This window comes from Pseudomonas sp. Tof1, from assembly GCF_055390395.1.
Map to the genome: position 1 here is coordinate 3133846 of NZ_AP024344.1, position 16746 is coordinate 3150591.

At 64.5% G+C, this 16746-nt stretch carries 15 protein-coding genes and 1 pseudogene; 8 read left to right on the forward strand and 8 right to left on the reverse strand.

Features of this window, described 5'->3' with window-relative positions:
- The first annotated feature begins 75 nt into the window (after nt 1-75).
- Nucleotides 76-1086, forward strand: coding sequence for an ABC transporter substrate-binding protein (locus ACZ5KU_RS14385; protein WP_054058950.1), 1011 nt, complete (start codon nt 76-78; stop codon nt 1084-1086).
- A 129-nt stretch (nt 1087-1215) separates the two neighbouring features.
- Here ACZ5KU_RS14385 and ACZ5KU_RS14390 read toward each other — a convergent pair whose 3' ends face one another.
- From ACZ5KU_RS14390 to ACZ5KU_RS14415, 6 genes are all read right to left on the reverse strand, one after another.
- Nucleotides 1216-3348, reverse strand: a complete 2133-nt coding sequence (locus ACZ5KU_RS14390; RefSeq protein WP_464737348.1) for a TonB-dependent receptor — start codon at nt 3346-3348, stop codon at nt 1216-1218.
- A gap of 93 nt (nt 3349-3441) precedes the next feature.
- Entirely contained in the window at nt 3442-3828 is a 387-nt protein-coding gene (locus tag ACZ5KU_RS14395; protein WP_464737349.1) for a DUF2946 domain-containing protein, read from the reverse strand.
- 197 nt (nt 3829-4025) lie between these two features.
- Complete coding sequence (locus ACZ5KU_RS14400; RefSeq protein WP_054062253.1) at nt 4026-4793, reverse strand: SDR family oxidoreductase; 768 nt, start codon at nt 4791-4793, stop codon at nt 4026-4028.
- 24 nt (nt 4794-4817) lie between these two features.
- Nucleotides 4818-5885, reverse strand: coding sequence for a phosphotransferase family protein (locus tag ACZ5KU_RS14405; protein WP_416773339.1), 1068 nt, complete (start codon nt 5883-5885; stop codon nt 4818-4820).
- 212 nt (nt 5886-6097) lie between these two features.
- The gene (locus ACZ5KU_RS14410) at nt 6098-6997 is read right to left on the reverse strand and encodes a proline iminopeptidase-family hydrolase (protein WP_054062251.1); all 900 of its coding nucleotides are present in this window, start codon (nt 6995-6997) and stop codon (nt 6098-6100) included.
- A gap of 88 nt (nt 6998-7085) precedes the next feature.
- The gene (locus ACZ5KU_RS14415; RefSeq protein WP_054058944.1) at nt 7086-7850 is read right to left on the reverse strand and encodes a LuxR family transcriptional regulator; all 765 of its coding nucleotides are present in this window, start codon (nt 7848-7850) and stop codon (nt 7086-7088) included.
- 167 nt (nt 7851-8017) lie between these two features.
- Here ACZ5KU_RS14415 and ACZ5KU_RS14420 point away from each other — a divergent pair, with 167 nt between their 5' ends.
- From ACZ5KU_RS14420 to ACZ5KU_RS14445, 6 genes and pseudogenes are all read left to right on the forward strand, one after another.
- On the forward strand, nt 8018-8911 hold the full coding sequence (locus ACZ5KU_RS14420; RefSeq protein ID WP_054058943.1) for a proline iminopeptidase-family hydrolase: 894 nt from the start codon (nt 8018-8020) through the stop codon (nt 8909-8911).
- The gene (locus tag ACZ5KU_RS14425; protein ID WP_054058942.1) at nt 8908-9855 is read left to right on the forward strand and encodes an ABC transporter permease; all 948 of its coding nucleotides are present in this window, start codon (nt 8908-8910) and stop codon (nt 9853-9855) included. Before ACZ5KU_RS14420 ends, ACZ5KU_RS14425 begins: the two co-directional genes overlap by 4 nt.
- A complete protein-coding gene (locus ACZ5KU_RS14430) occupies nt 9852-10709 on the forward strand; it encodes an ABC transporter permease (RefSeq protein WP_273820748.1) in 858 nt (285 codons plus the stop codon). Before ACZ5KU_RS14425 ends, ACZ5KU_RS14430 begins: the two co-directional genes overlap by 4 nt.
- Nucleotides 10706-11694 (forward strand): annotated as a pseudogene (locus ACZ5KU_RS14435) (ABC transporter ATP-binding protein). Before ACZ5KU_RS14430 ends, ACZ5KU_RS14435 begins: the two are co-directional and overlap by 4 nt.
- On the forward strand, nt 11691-12704 hold the full coding sequence (locus ACZ5KU_RS14440; RefSeq protein ID WP_054062247.1) for an ABC transporter ATP-binding protein: 1014 nt from the start codon (nt 11691-11693) through the stop codon (nt 12702-12704). The pseudogene ACZ5KU_RS14435 and the gene ACZ5KU_RS14440 overlap by 4 nt, the downstream one beginning before the upstream one ends.
- Nucleotides 12701-14236, forward strand: a complete 1536-nt coding sequence (locus tag ACZ5KU_RS14445) for an ABC transporter substrate-binding protein (protein ID WP_081005945.1) — start codon at nt 12701-12703, stop codon at nt 14234-14236. The genes ACZ5KU_RS14440 and ACZ5KU_RS14445 overlap by 4 nt, the downstream gene beginning before the upstream one ends.
- 78 nt (nt 14237-14314) lie before the next feature.
- On the opposite strand, the gene ACZ5KU_RS14450 is transcribed toward ACZ5KU_RS14445, so the two are convergent.
- Entirely contained in the window at nt 14315-14629 is a 315-nt protein-coding gene (locus ACZ5KU_RS14450) for an SCP2 sterol-binding domain-containing protein (protein ID WP_464737350.1), read from the reverse strand.
- 57 nt (nt 14630-14686) lie between these two features.
- Nucleotides 14687-15397 carry a histidine phosphatase family protein gene (locus tag ACZ5KU_RS14455; RefSeq protein ID WP_464737351.1) on the reverse strand — a complete coding sequence of 237 codons (711 nt, stop codon included), beginning with the start codon at nt 15395-15397 and terminating at the stop codon, nt 14687-14689.
- Nucleotides 15398-15603: 206 nt separating this feature from the next.
- Between ACZ5KU_RS14455 and sohB the strand changes: the two genes are divergently transcribed.
- Nucleotides 15604-16635, forward strand: coding sequence for a protease SohB (gene sohB, locus ACZ5KU_RS14460; protein WP_464737352.1), 1032 nt, complete (start codon nt 15604-15606; stop codon nt 16633-16635).
- Nucleotides 16636-16746 lie beyond the last annotated feature (111 nt).

Below are 16746 nucleotides of genomic sequence, written 5' to 3' on the forward strand. Positions count from 1 at the left end.
CTAAAGTCAGTTGACTGATTAATTCAGAGACTTTCGGCAACGCGTCGAGGGTGACTCCATGACTGAGGTAGACCCATGAAAGGATTTCGTGCGCTGTTCGCCGGCTCCCTGGCGGTATTGAGCGTTGCCTTCGCGGCGCTTCCGGCCCGTGCGGCGGTTCCGATCCACTTTGCCGACCTGAACTGGGAAAGTGGCAGCCTGATCACCGAGCTGTTGCGACATATCGTCGAGAAGGGCTACGGCTTGCCGACGGACACGCTGCCAGGCACTACCGTGACCCTGGAAACCGCGCTGGCCAAAAACGATATCCAGGTGATCGGCGAGGAGTGGGCCGGGCGCAGCCCGGTCTGGGTCAAGGCCGAGGCGGCGGGCGAGGTCGTGGCGGTGGGGGATACCGTCAAGGGCGCGACCGAGGGCTGGTGGGTGCCGGAATATGTGATCAAGGGTGACCCCGAGCGGGGTATCAAGCCCCTGGCGCCGGGGCTGCGCAGTGTCGAGGATCTCAAGCGCTACAAGGCGGTGTTCCAGGACCCGGAGTCGCCCGGCAAGGGGCGCTTTCTCAACAGCCCGATCGGTTGGACCTCCGAGATCGTCAACAAGCAGAAGCTCAAGGCCTATGGCCTGAGCGACAGCTATGTGAACTTCCGCAGTGGCTCCGGTGCGGCGCTGGATGCCGAAATCACCTCGTCGATTCGGCGCGGCAAGCCGATCCTGTTCTACTACTGGTCGCCGACGCCCCTGCTGGGCAAGTTCAAGCTGGTGCAACTGCAGGAGCCGCCGTTCGATGCCGAGGCCTGGAAGACCCTGACCGATGCCGACAATCCCGACCCCAAGCCGACCCGGTCACTGGCCTCGAAGCTGAGTATCGGCGTGTCGGCACCGTTCCGCCAGCAACATCCGCAGGTGGTGGCGTTCTTCGCCAAGGTCGACCTGCCGATCGACCTGTTGAACCAGGCGCTGGCGAAAATGAGCGAGGAACGCCTGCCGCCGGATCAGGTGGCCCGGGCCTTTCTCAAGGACAACCCGCAGGTCTGGAAGGCCTGGGTGCCGGCGGATGTGGCGCAGAAGGTCGCTGACAGTCTGTAGGTTCGGTGGCGGCCTGTTCGCGGATGAACCGGGACGCCGGACCGCCGGTTCCCCCAAGTGCTCGCGCCGTGCATGGATCCTGCGAACGACGCGGGCACTGTGGGAGGATTTATCCGATCTCTGAACCCATCAGAAGCGGGTTTGTACCGCCAGCTCGAAGGTTCTCGGCGTGCCCAGGTAATACGCCGGGGACACGTGGGCGAACTCGGCATAGACCTGGTTGGTCAGGTTGCGCACCCGCCCGGTCAGCGTCGTGTGGTTGTCGAGCCTGTAGCTCAGGAAGCTGCCATAGAGGGTATAGCCCGGCACGTACCGGGTATTGGCACTGTCGGCATACACCCTGGCCACATGACGCGCATCGACACCCCCTTGCCAGTGCGGATCGAAGTCATAGGTCAGCCACAGGTTGGCCACCCGTTCCGGCACATTGGTCGGCGTGTTGCCCTTGCGCGAAACCACGACGCCGGCGGCGTTCTTCTCGTTGAATTCATCGTACTGCGCATCGACCCAGGCGAAGTTGCCTTCGGCCAGCAGTTTCGGGGTGATCCGCAGCGAACTGGCCAGTTCGATGCCTTTCGATGATTGCTGACCCACCGGCAGGGTGTTGTTCGGGTCCAGCGGGTCGGTGACGGCGAAGTCCTTGCGCACGATGTGATAGGCCGCCGCCGTGGCGCTGCCACGACCGTCGAGATAGTCGAACTTGCTGCCGATTTCCCACTGCCTGCCGGTGGAAACGTCGAAGTTCTGCGTGCCGCCGGGTTGTTCGGCCGCCGTGCTGTACTGCACGTAGACATTGGCCGAGGGCACGAACTGGTAGGTCAGCCCGGCGCGCCCGGTGATCGGTTCCCAGCGCCGGCGCAGGTGTCGCGGATTGCTGGCGGTCACCACACGGTGGTTGGTCACGTCCAGGTCGATGTCGTCGTAACGCAGCCCCGTCAGCAGGGCCAGCTTGTCGGTCAGCATCAGTCGGTTTTCGACGAACAGGGCGCGGGTGGTGACCTGGTTGGTCTTGTCGCTGACAAAACCCGGACGGGTACCGGGGAGCGCATAGAAGTAGCCGGGATCGAAGTGGTCCGGGCTCACGCTGTTGGCGGCCGAGACATTCCACGGGTGGTTGGTGGTGGTGTTGACCCGGTACTCGAAACCGCCGGCCCAGCGGCTGTCCAGGCCGAACAGGCTGGACTGGTGGCGCAACTCGAACTGGTTGCCGTTCTGCTCGCCGGCGTGGCGCACCAGGTAGGCGGTGGAGCGGTTCACGGCGGTGTTGTCGGCGTTGTACTGATAGGTCTCCAGGTTGCGGTAGTCACGTTCGCTGCCCAGGTGATAGAGGGTGTTGCGCAGGCTGGTGCTGTCGCTGATCCGGTAGTCGATGATCGAGCGCAGCCAGCGGGTGCGTTGCACGTACTGGCCATCGGCGACGTTGTAGTTGTTGAAACGGTTGTGCCTGTCGATCTTCAGTTCGCCGACCTTGGGGTTGAGCACCGGCGTGCCCCAGTAGGGGCTGTCGAGCACCTCGTCCTGATACTCCAGGGCCAGGGTGTGGGACAGCTCCGGGGTCAGGTCGCTGAGCAGCGAGAATGCCGCGCTCCAGGCATCACGCCGGTTGCGGTCGATGTAGCCGTTGCTGGCGTTGTGGCTGACATCCAGGCGGGCGTAGTGCTGCACGTCGGCGCCGGGATCGCTCAGGGCGTGATTGAGGCCGAAGGAGATTTCCCGTGTGTCGTTGCTCCCATAGCTGATCCTGCCTTCGGCCGCCTGTTCCTGGCGGCTGGCGAGCCGGGTGATGTAGTTCAGCGAGCCGCCGACGGAGCCGGCGCCATTGAGCAGCGAGGAGGGGCCGCCGACCAGTTCGACCCGGTCGTAGATCCAGGCATCCACCGGTCGCGCCAGGCCGGTGGGGACGACGATGCCGTTGAACATCTGGCTGACCTGGCCGCTGGTGAAGCCGCGGTAGGAGACGAAGCCACCGAAGCCCAGCGGAGCGGTGGCGTTGACCCCTGGCAGGCTGTTGGCGGCATCCTGGAAGTTGCGCGCACCGTGGCGTTCGAGGCTGTCACGGTTGGCGACGCTGACCGAGGCCGGGGTTTCCCGTGGGCTCAGGCCCAGGCGTGAGCCGGTGGCGATCGGCGTGTCGAGGTCCAGCCCCGGTTCGGTGGCTGGCTGTGCTTCGATGGTAATGGGGGCGAGGTCGAGCGTGTCTTGCGCCCAGGCTCCGGCGCACAGGCAGCCGAGCAGGCCCGCAAAAAGGGGGAAGCGTTTCATGGTGAATTCCTGACGTCATGGCAAATCTCCAGCGCGCACGGGCACGACACGGTTGGGCGTCGACCGGATGGGCTGATCGTTGGGCGCAATGAATCAGGCGAGGGGTGGTGCGCGGGGATGGGCCGAAGGCCAGGTGAAGCGACTGGGCAGTGGCAGGTGGGGGCTGTGGAGCCGCGGCGGGCTGTGCTGTTCCGGGAGGATCGCCAGGGTCAGGCTGGAGTTGAGCGCCGGGCCCATGCCACCGGTGGAGCACAGCGGGCAGCCGAAGGCCTTGGCCAGGGTGGGCAGCTTTTCCTCGGGGGGATTGCTCGACAGCGGCGCCCGGGTGCCCGGGTCGACGGCACAGAACTGCCCGCCGATGCCGTTGAGCTGCTGGCCGACCATCTGCCCGTGGCCGATGCTGCAGGCGAACACATTGAACAGGACGCAGCAGTAAAGCATCCAGGCAATGAGCGAGCGGTCGGTACGGGCCAGTTTCATGGGCGCGGACTTTAACAGGAGCGACGAACGGTTACAAAGCCGAGGTCATCGGCGCAGGGAAGCTGGATCTGTCGGAGCGATCGGCCTGTGGCGGCCAAGACCGCAGGCGCCGGGCTTGCCAGCGAAGGCGGCGGTGAGGGCGCCTGAAGCTTCGCGGGCAAGCCGGCTCCTGCAAGGAGGACTTTGCAACCCAGGGGTCAGGAGAGGAAACCACCGTCGACGTTCAGCGCCACGCCGGTGGTGTAGCTGGAGGCGTCGCTGGCCAGGTACAGCACCGTGCCGGCCATTTCGCTCGGGTCGGCCACGCGCTTGAGCGGGATCTGCTGCAGCGCGGTCTTGAGGATCGAGTCGTTCTTGACCAGGGCCGAAGCGAACTTGGTGTCGGTCAGGCCCGGCAGCAGGGCGTTGCAGCGGATGCCGAACTGCGCGCATTCCTTGGCGAAGACCTTGGTCATGTTGATCACCGCGGCCTTGGTCACCGAGTAGATGCCCTGGAAGATGCCCGGGGTGACGCCGTTGATCGAGGCGACGTTGATGATGCTGCCCCCGCCGTGCTCGCGCATCAGTTTGCCGGCTTCCACCGACATGAAGAAGTAGCCGCGGATGTTCACGTCGACGGTTTTCTGGAAAGCACCGAGGTCGGTGTCCAGCACGTTGCAGAACTGCGGGTTGGTCGCCGCGTTGTTGACCAGGATGTCCAGGCGCCCGAACTGTTCGCGAATGCCGGCGAAGACCTGGCTGATCTGCTCCATCTCGCCGATGTGGCAGGCGATCGCGGTGGCCTTGCCGCCGTCGGCGATGATCGCGTCGGCCACCTGCTGGCAGCCTTCGAGCTTGCGGCTGGAGACGATCACGTGGGCACCCTGTTGGGCCAGCAGCCGGGCGATGGCTTCACCGATGCCGCGGCTGGCACCGGAAACGAAGGCGATCTTGCCGTCGAGGTCGAACAACTGAGTCTTGGACATGGTTTTTCCTTGTTGTAGTCGCGATCAGAGGCTGGAGTTGCGGATGACCTGCAGGCTCATCTGCTCCAGCAGCTTGTTCATGTGAATGAATTGCGCGAAGCGTTTGTCCTGGGTCTGGCCGTGGTAGAAGCGGTAGTAGATCTGTTGCACGATGCCGGCCAGGCGGAACAGGCCGTAGGTGTAGTAGAAGTCGAAGTTGTCGATCGCCAGGCCCGCACGCTCGGCGTAGTACTCGACGAACTGGCGGCGGCTGAGCATGCCTGGCGCGTGGCTGGGCTGGCGGCGCATCAGTTGCACCGGTGCCGGGTCGTCGGCCTCGATCCAGTAGGCGAGGGTGTTGCCCAGGTCCATCAGCGGGTTGCCGAGGGTGGTCAGTTCCCAGTCGAGTACGCCGATGATCTGCATCGGGTTCTCGGGGTCGAGGATGACGTTGTCGAAGCGGTAGTCGTTGTGGACGATGCTGGACGTCGGGTGGTCGGCCGGCATCTTGTCTTTCAACCAGGCCTTGACCGCTGCCCAGCTCGGCGCATCCGGGGTCATGGCCTTTTCATAACGCTCGCTCCAGCCGCGGATCTGACGTTCGACATAACCTTCCGGCTTGCCCAGGTCGGCCAGGCCACAGGCGGTGTAGTCGACGCGGTGCAGTTCCACCAGGCGGTCGATGAAACTCTTGCACAGGGCCTCGGTACGGGCGGCATCGAGGCCCAGTTCCGGCGGCAGTTCGGAGCGCAGGATGATCCCCTTGACCCGCTCCATGACGTAGAACTCGGAACCGATCAGGCTTTCGTCGGTGCAGTGCGCATAGGCCTTGGGGCAGTACGGGAAGCCGTCCCGGAGCTGGTTGAGGATGCGGAATTCGCGGCCCATGTCGTGGGCCGACTTGGCCTTGTGGCCGAACGGTGGCCGCCGCAGGACGAACTCCTGCTCGGGGTACTGGATCAGGTAGGTGAGGTTCGAGGCCCCGCCGGGGAACTGGCTGATGCTCGGTTGGCCGCTGAGGCCGGGAATATGCGCCTTGAGGTATGGGTCGATCAGGGCGGCATCGAGTTCTTCGCCGGCACGGATTTGAGTGGACTGGTCAGTAAGCGCCATGCTTATCCCTTCTGCTTATTCTGGAGGCCAGAGATTATTGGCTAATCTAATGCTCGCCCTGCGTCGCTCACAAGCCTGAGCGGGCCTTATAGGTCTGGGTGTTGCAGGATGATCAGCGTTCCTGATGCGCGAGCCGGAATGCAGCGTAGCCGAAAAAGCCCGGTCTGGATCAGACCGGGCAGTTCTCGAAGGGGCAGGGGCGAAGCAGCGGGCTAGAGGCTTTCGTCAAGGAATTGCAGGACCGTGCCCATGCACGCCTGGCGTTCCTCGACGTGGGGCATGTGGCTGGAGTCTTCGAACAGCGCCCAGCGCGCGCCGGCGATCTTCTCCACGTAGGGTTTGACCACCGCTTCGGTCGCTTCGTCGTGGCGGCCGGAGATGACCAGTGTCGGCACCTGGACCCGGTGCAGGCGATCGATGATGGTCCAGTCCTTCAGCGAACCGATGACATGGAACTCGGTCGGGCCGCTCATGGTGTGGTAGACGGTCGGGTCGGCATCGACCTGGGCGAAGGTGCGCGCCACCTCTTCCGGCCAGGGACTGATGCGGCAGACGTGGCGGTCATAGAAGACCCGCGACGCCTCGACGTATTCCGGATCACTGTAGGTACCGGCCTTCTCGTGCTTGAGCAGGGCCTGCTGCACCGCGGGTGGCAGTTGCTCGCGCAGGCGGTTGGCTTCGCTGACCCAGGTGCGCATGCACGATGGCGAGTTGGCGAGAATCAGCGCCTTGAGCCCGGCCGGCTGACGAACCGCGTGCTCGCTGGCGAGCATGCCGCCCCAGGACTGGCCGAGCAGCACGTAGTGCTGGCGGATGCCGAGGTGGTCGAGCAGGTTGTCCAGTTCGTCGAGAAACAGCTGGACGGTCCAGAATGAAGGGTCCTGATCGGGCAGGTGGGTGGACTTGCCGTTGCCCAGTTGATCGTAATGCACCACCGCGTGGCCGCTGGCGGCGATGTCCTTGAAGGCGTCGACATAATCGTGGGTGCAACCCGGGCCCCCGTGGAGAATCACCAGGGGTGTGCGGCCATTGGCCAGATCACCGGTCACCCGATACCAGGTCTGGTAGGGGCCGAAGTTCGCAAAGCCTTCCTGTATTTCCTTGAATTCCATCTCGCCAAGCTCCCTGTATGCACGATGTGGGGAACGATAGCGAAACTGGCCGGCCGGCATAACTAGGTGAATTGCTAGGTTTTGCGGCTCAGTTGTCCAGCAGTCGATAGTGCACGGCGCGCAATACTGCCTGTACGCGGTTCTTCGCCCCCAGTTTATGCATGGCCGAGGCCAGGTGCAGGGTCACGGTAGCCAGTGAACGGTGCAGTTGTTCGGCGATTTCCTTGGCGGTGAGCCCCTCGGCAGCCCATTGCAGGCACTCCCGCTCGCGCCGGGTCAGATGGATGTGCGGGTAGGCGCGTATCTCAGGGCTGAATAATGGGTAGGCCGCTTCCTGTAATGCGTGGGAAATAACGCTGAATTCTGTCAGGGTCTGCTGGGCGTCCTTTAGGACATATTTACCATTACCTGTGCGTAATCCCGTCAACGAGGCAAATCCACCCTTGGGCAGGTGAATCGGCACGCTCACGCCGCAAGTCATCTGGCGGTCATGCAGGTAGCTGGTCACGGGCGAGTGGCGCTGGTCGATGACCTTCTGCAGGGCGGTTTCGGCCTTGGGCCGGTAGGACCAGACGAAGGGCGAGGTGCTGTTCAGGGCCAGGTGTTGCACCGGGTCGATCTGGTAGAAACCCTGCTCGCACCAGAGCGAATGCCAGTCCGACGGGGTGTTGCGCACCTTGAGCAGCGACGGGGTGATCAGGGCGCCCTCGTGGTCCGTCGGTACCGGCGTGTAGTCGTAGACCAGGGCATCGAAGCCCAGCTGACCCGCCAGGACCATCGCGTTGTCCATCAGCTCATCCAGGGTGCTGCCGGATAAGCGGCGGGGGTCGACTTCAGTGAATTTGGTCTGCATCCTTTGCTCTCCTGAAAATTTCAATCCTGAAATCAAGCAAGTAGAATGCCACGCCTCGGCGAGGGACAGCCATACCAAACCTATAAGAATTGCTAGCTTATGGGCTAGGAAATTACCCGTTAGGGTGAAGCCGACAGGCCACAAGGCCTGCAACAGGGAGAGCGGCAATGTGGTACGAGCTGGAACCGGATCAGCGTTACACCCTTGAAGTCGATGGTCACAGCATCGTGGCCTACAGCTTCGGCAGCGGCGATGACGTGCTGCTGTGCCTCAACGGCGGCCCCGGCCTGCCGTGCGACTATCTGCGCGACGCCCATGGCTGGCTGAAGGAAAAGGGCCTGCGGGTGGTGGCGTTCGACCAGTTGGGCACGGGTGCCTCCGACCGGCCGACCGACCCGGCGCTGTGGGATATCACCCGCTACGTCGCCGAGGTGGAACACGTGCGCCAGGCCCTGGAATTGGGGCGGGTGCACCTGCTCGGGCATTCCTGGGGCGGCTGGCTGGCGATCGAGTATGCGATCCACCATCCCGGCCACCTCAAGAGCCTGGTGCTGGAAAACACCGTCGGCGACATCCCCCACCTGACCCTGGAACTGGAGCGCCTGCGCAGCGCCCTGGGCAACGAGACCGTGGCGATGATGCAGCGCCATGAAGCCGAAGGGCGGTTCGACCACCCGCAGTACCAGGCGGCGATCACCTTGCTCAACTACCGCCATGTGTGCCGTCTCGACGAGTGGCCGGCACCGGTGCAGCGCTCCCTGGGCGACTGGAACATGGGACCCTACGAAACCATGCAGGGGCCCAACGAGTTCCTGTATGTCGGCAACCTCAAGGACTGGAACCGCATCGAGGAAATGAAGGCCTTCGAGATGCCGGTGCTGATCACCACCGGCCAGCACGATGAACTGACCCCGGCCTGCGCCTACCGGATGAAGCGGTCGCTGCGCGATGTCGAGCTGCATGTCTTCCCCAACAGCAGCCACATGCCGTTCTACGAGGAGCCTCAGGCCTACTTCCCGGTCCTGCTCGACTTCCTGCGGCGTCACCGGGGCGCTGCATGAACCTGCAGCGCTACCGTTTCATCCTGACCCGGCCGCTGCAGCTGCTGCCGGTGCTGTTCGGTATCAGCCTGGTGACCTTCGTGCTGATCCGCTCGATTCCCGGCGATCCGGCGCGGGCCCTGCTGGGCTCGCGCACCACGCCGCAGGCCCTGGCCAATGTCCGGGCGCAGTTCGGCCTCGACCAGCCATTGCCGCTGCAGTACTTCTATTTCCTCCGGAACCTGTTGCAGGGCGACCTGGGGCAGTCGATCCAGTATCGGGTCGATACGCTCAAGCTGATTGCCAGCCGTATCGAGCCGACACTGACCCTGGTGCTGGGCAGCGTGCTGCTGGCGCTGTTGATCGCCATTCCGCTGGCGACCCTGGCGGCGCGGCACAAGGGCGGCTGGGCCGACAACCTGGTGCGGGTGTTCACCACCAGTGGCCTGGGAGTGCCGGCGTTCTGGCTGGGCATCATGCTGATCCTGGTGTTCAGCGTGCAACTGGGCTGGTTCCCGGTGACCGGCTACGGGCGCACCTGGCTGGACAAGCTGCACCATTTGACGCTGCCGTGCCTGACCATCGCCCTGGCGCTGTCCTCGGTGCTGATCCGCAACCTGCGCGCCAGCATGCTGGCCGAACTGCAGGCCGATCATGTCACCGCCGCCCGCGCCCGCGGCCTGTCCGAAGCGGCGATCCTGCGTCGGCATGTGCTGCCCAATTCCCTGGTGCCGACGGTCAACCTGCTGGCGGTGAACATCGGCTGGCTGATCAGCAGCACGGTGGTGGTGGAGAGCCTGTTCGCCATCCCCGGTATCGGCCAGTTGCTGGTGCGCGGCATTTTCGGCCGTGACTACATGGTGGTGCAGGGGGTGGCGATGGTCCTCGCCCTGGCGACGGTGGCGGTGAACTTTCTGGCCGACGTGGCCACGGTGGCGATCGACCCGCGGGTGAACGTCCGATGAGCAACGCACAGACGATGACACTGCGGCGCAACTTGCTCGGCCTGCGGCTGGGCAACGGTCGGCTGGCGATGGTCCTGGGCCTGGCGATTCTCGGTGGCTGGCTGCTGCTGGCGCTCTTCGCGCCATGGATCGCGCCCTACGATCCGATCCAGCAGGACACCGAGGTGCGCCTGCTGGGGCCGAGCGCGGCGCACTGGTTCGGCACCGATCACTTCGGCCGCGACGTGCTGTCGCGGGTGATCTGGGGCGCCCGGGTCGACCTGCAACTGGCGGTGCTGGGGGTGGTCTTCCCGTTCCTGATCGGCACCGTGGTCGGTGCCCTGTGCGGCTACATCGGGGGGCGCTTCGATACCCTCTGCATGCGCCTGATCGATATCGTCCTGGCCTTTCCGTTCCTGGTGCTGATGCTGGCGATCATGGCGATCCTCGGCCCGGGCCTCACCAGCTTCTACATCGCCATGGCCCTGGTCGGCTGGGTGTCCTATGCACGGCTGATCCGCTCGCAGATCCTGATTCTCAAGCACAGCGATTTCGCCCTGGCGGCCAGGAGCCTGGGCTTCGGCCATGGGCGCATCCTGTTCCGCCACCTGTTGCCCAATGCGCTGTTCAGTTCGGTGGTGTTCGCCATGTCCGATGCGGTGCTGGTGCTGCTCAACGGTGCGGCGGTGAGTTATCTCGGCCTGGGGGTGCAGCCACCGACGGCGGAGTGGGGCACCATGGTCGCCGAAGGGCAGAGCCTGATCACCAGCGCCTGGTGGATCTGCACGTTTCCGGGGATTGCCATCGTCACCCTCGCCATGGGCTTCAGCCTGCTGGCCGACGGTGTCGCCGAAGCCATGGGGGAGCGGACATGAGTCGTGCGCCGGTGTTGCAGGTACAGGAGCTCAGCGTGGTGGCCCACAATGGCCCGGTACCCCTGACCCTGGTCGACCGTCTGTCCTTTGACCTGGGCGAGGGCGAGATCCTCGGCCTGGTCGGGGAAAGCGGTTCGGGCAAGACCCTGGCCTGTCGGGCGCTGATGCGCCTGTTGCCGTCCGGCAGCCTGAGTGTCGAGGGCAAGGCCGTGCGTCTGGCCGGGCAGAACCTGCTGGCGCTGGACGAAAAGGGCATGCGAGCCATGCGTGGTCGGCAGATCGGCATGGTGTTCCAGAACCCCGGCAGCCATCTCGATCCGTTGATGCGTATCGGCGAGCAGATCGCCGAAGGCATCCGCCAGCACCAGCAGTGCTCGCGCCGCGAGGCCCGGGCCCAGGCCATCGAGGTGCTGCGCCAGGTGGGTATTCCCGACCCGCAGCGCCGGGTCGACAACTACCCCACGAATTTTCCGGTGGCATGCGCCAGCGGGCGATGATCGCCGTGGCTCTCGGTTGCGAGCCGAAGGTGCTGATCGCCGACGAGCCGACCACCGCCCTCGATGTGACGGTGCAGGCGCAGATCCTGCGGCTGCTGCTGGACTTGCGCGATCAGCGCGGTCTGTCGCTGATCATGATCACCCACGACCTGGGTGTGGTGGCGCAGACCTGCGACTCGATCGCCGTGATGTATGCCGGTCGCCTCTGTGAGCATGGGCGCAAGCAGGACCTGCTGGCGTACCCGCGGCATCCTTATACCGCCGGGTTGGTGGCCTGCCAGCCGGCCGGTGGCGCCAGCCAGGAGCCGTTGCGCACCATTGGCGGCCAGCCGCCGTTGCTCGCCGACCTGCCGGCGGGTTGCCGTTTCAATCCGCGCTGCCAGCAAGCCGCGGCCGACTGCCGTGAAACCTTGCCGGACCTGCGGGCCCTCGACCAGGGGCAACGGGTCGCCTGTCATTATCCGTTGCGGGTCGGAGGTCAGCCATGAGCCTGCTCGAAGTCAAGGACCTGCACGTGCGCTTCGCCGCCCAGGGCCGCGGCCTGCTGGGCCTGCGGCGGCAATGGGTGAGGGCGGTCAATGGCGTGTCCCTGAGCCTGGCGGCGGGGGAGACCCTGGGTCTGGTCGGTGAGTCCGGCAGCGGCAAGAGCAGCCTTGGCCGGGCGATCCTGCGCCTGAACGATATCGCCTCTGGCCAGGTGCTGTTCGACGGTGTCGACGTCGCCCGGGGCGGTGCCATCGAGCTGGAGCGACTGCGTCGCGAGACCGCGATGATCTTCCAGGACCCTTATGCCGCGCTCAATCCGCGCCTGAGCATCGGCGAGACCCTCGCCGAAGTGCTGCGGGTACAGCGCAAGGTGGCGCCCGCGAGGATCGCCGCGCGGGTCGAGGAATTGCTTGAGCTGGTCGGCCTGCGCCCCGAGCTGGCCGGGCGCAAGCCGGGCAGCCTCAGTGGCGGGCAGTGCCAGCGGGTCGGCATTGCCCGGGCCCTGGCGGTGGAACCGCGGCTGATCGTCGCCGACGAATGCCTGGCGGCGCTCGACGTGTCGATCCAGGGGCAGATCGTCAACCTGCTGCTGGAGCTGCGCCAGCGCCTGAATCTGTCGATCCTGTTCATCGCCCACGACCTGGCGATCGTCCGGCGCCTGTGCGACCGGGTGGCGGTGATGTACCTGGGGCAGATCGTCGAGCAGGGCAATGTCGAGGCGGTGTTCGGCGCGCCGCGCCATCCGTATACCGCGGCCCTGATCGACTCGATCCCCGATATCGACCCCGAACGCCGCCTGCCCGTCGAACCCTTGCCCGGCGAGCCGCCGAGCCCGCTGCAGGCCCCGAGCGGTTGCGCCTTTCATCCGCGCTGCCGGCAGGCCCGGCCCGCCTGTGCCGAGGCCCGGCCGCCCACCCATCAGCTCGAACACCAGCGTTACAGCTGCGTGCTCGAGCAACCGTTGTCGCAAACCCCAACCCCAACCTCGATTAACAGGGAGTTATACGCATGAGATCCAGGCACTTCAGACTGTTGAGCGCGGCCGCCCTGGCCGTCTGCTCGCTGGCGGCGGGCGTGGCGCAGGCCGCGGGCGTGCTGACCATCGGTTGCCGGGAGGACAGCACCACCTTCGATCCCATCAAGAGTGCGCAGAACCGCGATACCTGGGTGTTCGCCAACGTCTACGACACCCTGGTGCGGGTCGACAAGGCCGGCACCGAACTGCAGCCCGGCCTGGCGCAGTCCTGGTCGGTCTCGCCGGATGGTCTGACCTACACCTTCAAGCTGCGCGCGGCGAAGTTCTCCGACGGTTCGCCGATCACCGCCGGCGATGCGGCCTTCAGCCTGCTGCGCATCCGTGACAACAAGGCCTCGCTGTGGAGCGATTCGTTCAAGCTGATCGACAAGGCCGAAGCCAGGGACCCGCAGACCCTGGTGGTGACCCTCAAGACCCCATCGACCCCCTTCGTTTCGCAATTGGCTTCGCCGACCGCCTCGGTGCTGTCGCAGAAGGCCATCGAGACGATGGGCGAAGACGCCTATGCGGAGAAACCGGTGGTCTCCGGGGCTTTCGCCGTCAAGGAATGGATCCGTGGCGATCGCGTGGTGCTGGAGAAGAACCCGGACTTCTGGCAGGCCGCCAACGTCAGCCTGGATGGCGTGGAGTGGATCTCCATTCCGGATGACAACACGCGGATGCTGAAGGTCCAGGCCGGTGAGCTGGATTCGGCGATTTTCGTGCCGTTCTCGCGGGTCGATGCCCTGCAGAAAGACAAGAACCTGGTGGTTCACCTCGATCCGTCGACCCGTGAGGACCACCTGCTGATCAACCACGCCCACGGCGATCTGGCCAAGCAGCAGGTGCGTGAGGCACTGGACTACGCCATCGACAAGAAATCGCTGGTCAATACCGTGACCTTCGGCAAGGGCACCGTGGCCTATTCCTACATCCCCAAGGGCGGCCAGTACCACTACGCGGACAACCTGCAGCGCCCGTATGACCCCGAGAAGGCGAAAAAGCTGCTGGCCGAGGCGGGCGTCAAGGACCTCAAGCTCAACTATGTGGTCAACGCCGGCAACGAGGCGGACGAGCAGATCGCGGTCATGGTCCAGCAGCAACTGGCCAAGGTCGGCGTCACCGCCAACCTGCAGAAGGTCGACCCGACCCAGAGCTGGCAGATGCTGATCGACGGCGCCTATGACCTGTCGGTGATGTACTGGACCAACGACATCCTCGATGCCGACCAGAAGACCACCTTCGTCCTCGGCCACGACACCAACAACAACTACATGACCGGCTACCGCAACGAGAAGGTCAAGGAACTGGTGGCGGCGGCGCGTATCGAGAGCGACCCGGCCAAGCGCCAGCAGATGTACGTCGACCTGCAGAAGATGGCCAAGGCCGATGTCAACTGGATCGACCTGTACTACAGCCCCTACATCAACATCTCGCGCAAGAACATCGAGAACTTCCAGCAGAACCCGCTGGGCCGCTTCTCGCTGGAAGAGACGGTGAAGAAGGACGACAAGCTCGCCAGCAACTGATCGGCGAATGTCGGGGCGGTAAAACGCAAAAGCCAGGGAAATCCCTGGCTTTTGTCTTCAAGCGCTACGCTGCCGGTATCAGGCAGGGAACAGCTCGCTCAGCTTCATCGACAGCATCATGTCGCCCTCGACGCGCAGCTTGCCGCTCATGAAGGCCTGCATGCCGTCGGTGTCGCCGCTGACGATGCCCTGCATGGTTTCGCTGTCGGTCACCAGGGTCACGTTGGCGTCCGGGTTTTCGCCTTCCTTCAGTTCGCAGGTTTCATCCTTGACGATCAGCGAGAAGTGCTGGGTTTCATCGATACGGAAACCGAAGACAACATCCAGGCCGGTAGCGGCTTTCGAGTTGAACTTGGCTTTCATCGCTTCTACGGCTTTGGCTACAGCGGTCATGGTTCGATCCTTTTATGGGTGATTACAGCGACCCCAAGGGTCACGGTTGGCCGGTACTCAGCGGAAGGTGATGAGTTCCGGCGCCTTCAGCAGTTGCAAGTGGGTCTGACTGTTGAAGGAAGCCAGGGCCACCTCGCGACCACGGAACTTGAGCTGGTTGAGCGAGGTGTTGACGATCTGCCAGTTAAGCTCGAAAGCCTGCCTGGCGGGAACTTGGGTGATCAGGTGGAGCAGGGCGGTGATGGTCCCGCCGGAGGTGAACACGGCGATCTTCTGGGTGTTGTCGGCACTGTCCAGGATCCGCTGCAGGCCGCCATTGACCCGCTCGACGAAACCCGGCCAGCTTTCCAGGCCCGCCGGGTCGTGGCTGCCGTCGAGCCAGCGCGCGATGATCAGGGCGAAGATGCGCTGGAACTCGCCACGGTTCTGCGCGGCGTTGCGCAGGATGTGCAGGGCCTCGGGTTCGTCCGGCAGCATGGCCGGCAGCAGCGCGCGGATCACCGCGTCGGCATCGAACTCGTTGAAGGCGGCATCGATCTCCAGCGGCGGCACCGGCATGCCGAACCGGGCGAACTGCTCCAGGGCCAGCTCCGCGGTGTGCTGCTGGCGACGCAGGTCGCCGGCCAGGCAACGATCGAAACTCAGGCCCAGCTCGGCCAGGTGCTGGCCGAGGACTTGCGCCTGGCGCACGCCGGTCGGCGAGAGGACGTCGTAGTCGTCCGCGCCGAAGGAAGCCTGGCCATGTCGAATCAGATAGATGCTGCCCACGTCCGCGTCATCCCGGTACGTTGATGTTCTGGCGAGGTTATGAGGATGCCGGAAGCCTGTCAATGAAAAAACATACGCTCGTTTGAAATGTCTGTTAGAGACTTGTATCGCGCGGTGACGGCGGCTGGCCGCAGGGCTGTCCCGACGGTATGCTTGGGGCGTCAAGCCGCCGGAACCGGGGCTGTCTGGATTTTTAAGGAGCTATCGTGGAGTTTCTCTCCGAATACGCCAGTTTTCTGGCCAAGACCGTCACCCTGGTCATCGCGATCATCGTGGTGCTGGTGGTCGCGGCTTCGTTGCGCAGCAAGGGCCGGCGCCGGTCCGCGGGCCAGTTGCAGGTCAGCAAGCTGAACGAATTCTACAAGGGCTTGCGCGAACGCCTGGAGCAGAGCTTGCTGGACAAGGAGCAGCTCAAGGCGCTGCGCAAGGAACAGGGCAAGGACGACAAGAAACAGAAGAAGCAGAAGAAACAGCCCCAGGCCAAGTCCCGGGTATTCGTGCTGGACTTCGAGGGTGACGTCAAAGCCAGTGCCACCGAGAGCCTGCGCCATGAAATCACCGCGTTGCTCAGCCTGGCCACGCCGAAGGACGAAGTGGTGCTGCGCCTGGAAAGCGGCGGCGGCATGGTCCACAGCTACGGCCTGGCCTCCTCGCAACTGGCGCGTATCCGCCAGGCCGGGGTGCCCCTGACCGTGTGCATCGACAAGGTGGCGGCCAGTGGTGGCTACATGATGGCGTGCATTGGCGACAAGATCATCAGCGCGCCGTTCGCCGTCCTCGGTTCCATCGGCGTGGTGGCGCAACTGCCCAACGTCAACAAGCTGCTGAAGAAGCACGACATCGACTTCGAGGTGCTGACCGCCGGCGAATACAAGCGCACCCTGACGGTGTTCGGCGAGAACACCGACAAGGGCCGGGAGAAGTTCCAGCAGGATCTGGACATCACCCATCAACTGTTCAAGAACTTCGTCGCCCGTTATCGCCCGCAACTGGCGATCGACGACGTGGCCACCGGCGAGGTCTGGCTGGGCATTGCCGCGCTGGACAAGCAACTGGTCGACGAACTGCGCACCAGTGACGAATACCTGGCCGAACGCGCCAAGAGCGCCGAACTGTTCCATCTGCACTATGCAGAGCGCAAGAGCCTGCAGGAGCGTGTCGGCCTGGCCGCCAGCGCCTCGTTCGAGCGGGTGCTGCTCAACGGCTGGAATCGCCTGACCCGCCAGCGTTTCTGGTAACCCCTCCGCTCCCTGGCCGCTGGCGCCTCCTGTCGCCAGCGGCCAGGGGGCCAGCGATAAATACCCCTCCCTGTCGTCGCCCCGTCAATACGCTGGAACCTTCAATGGATT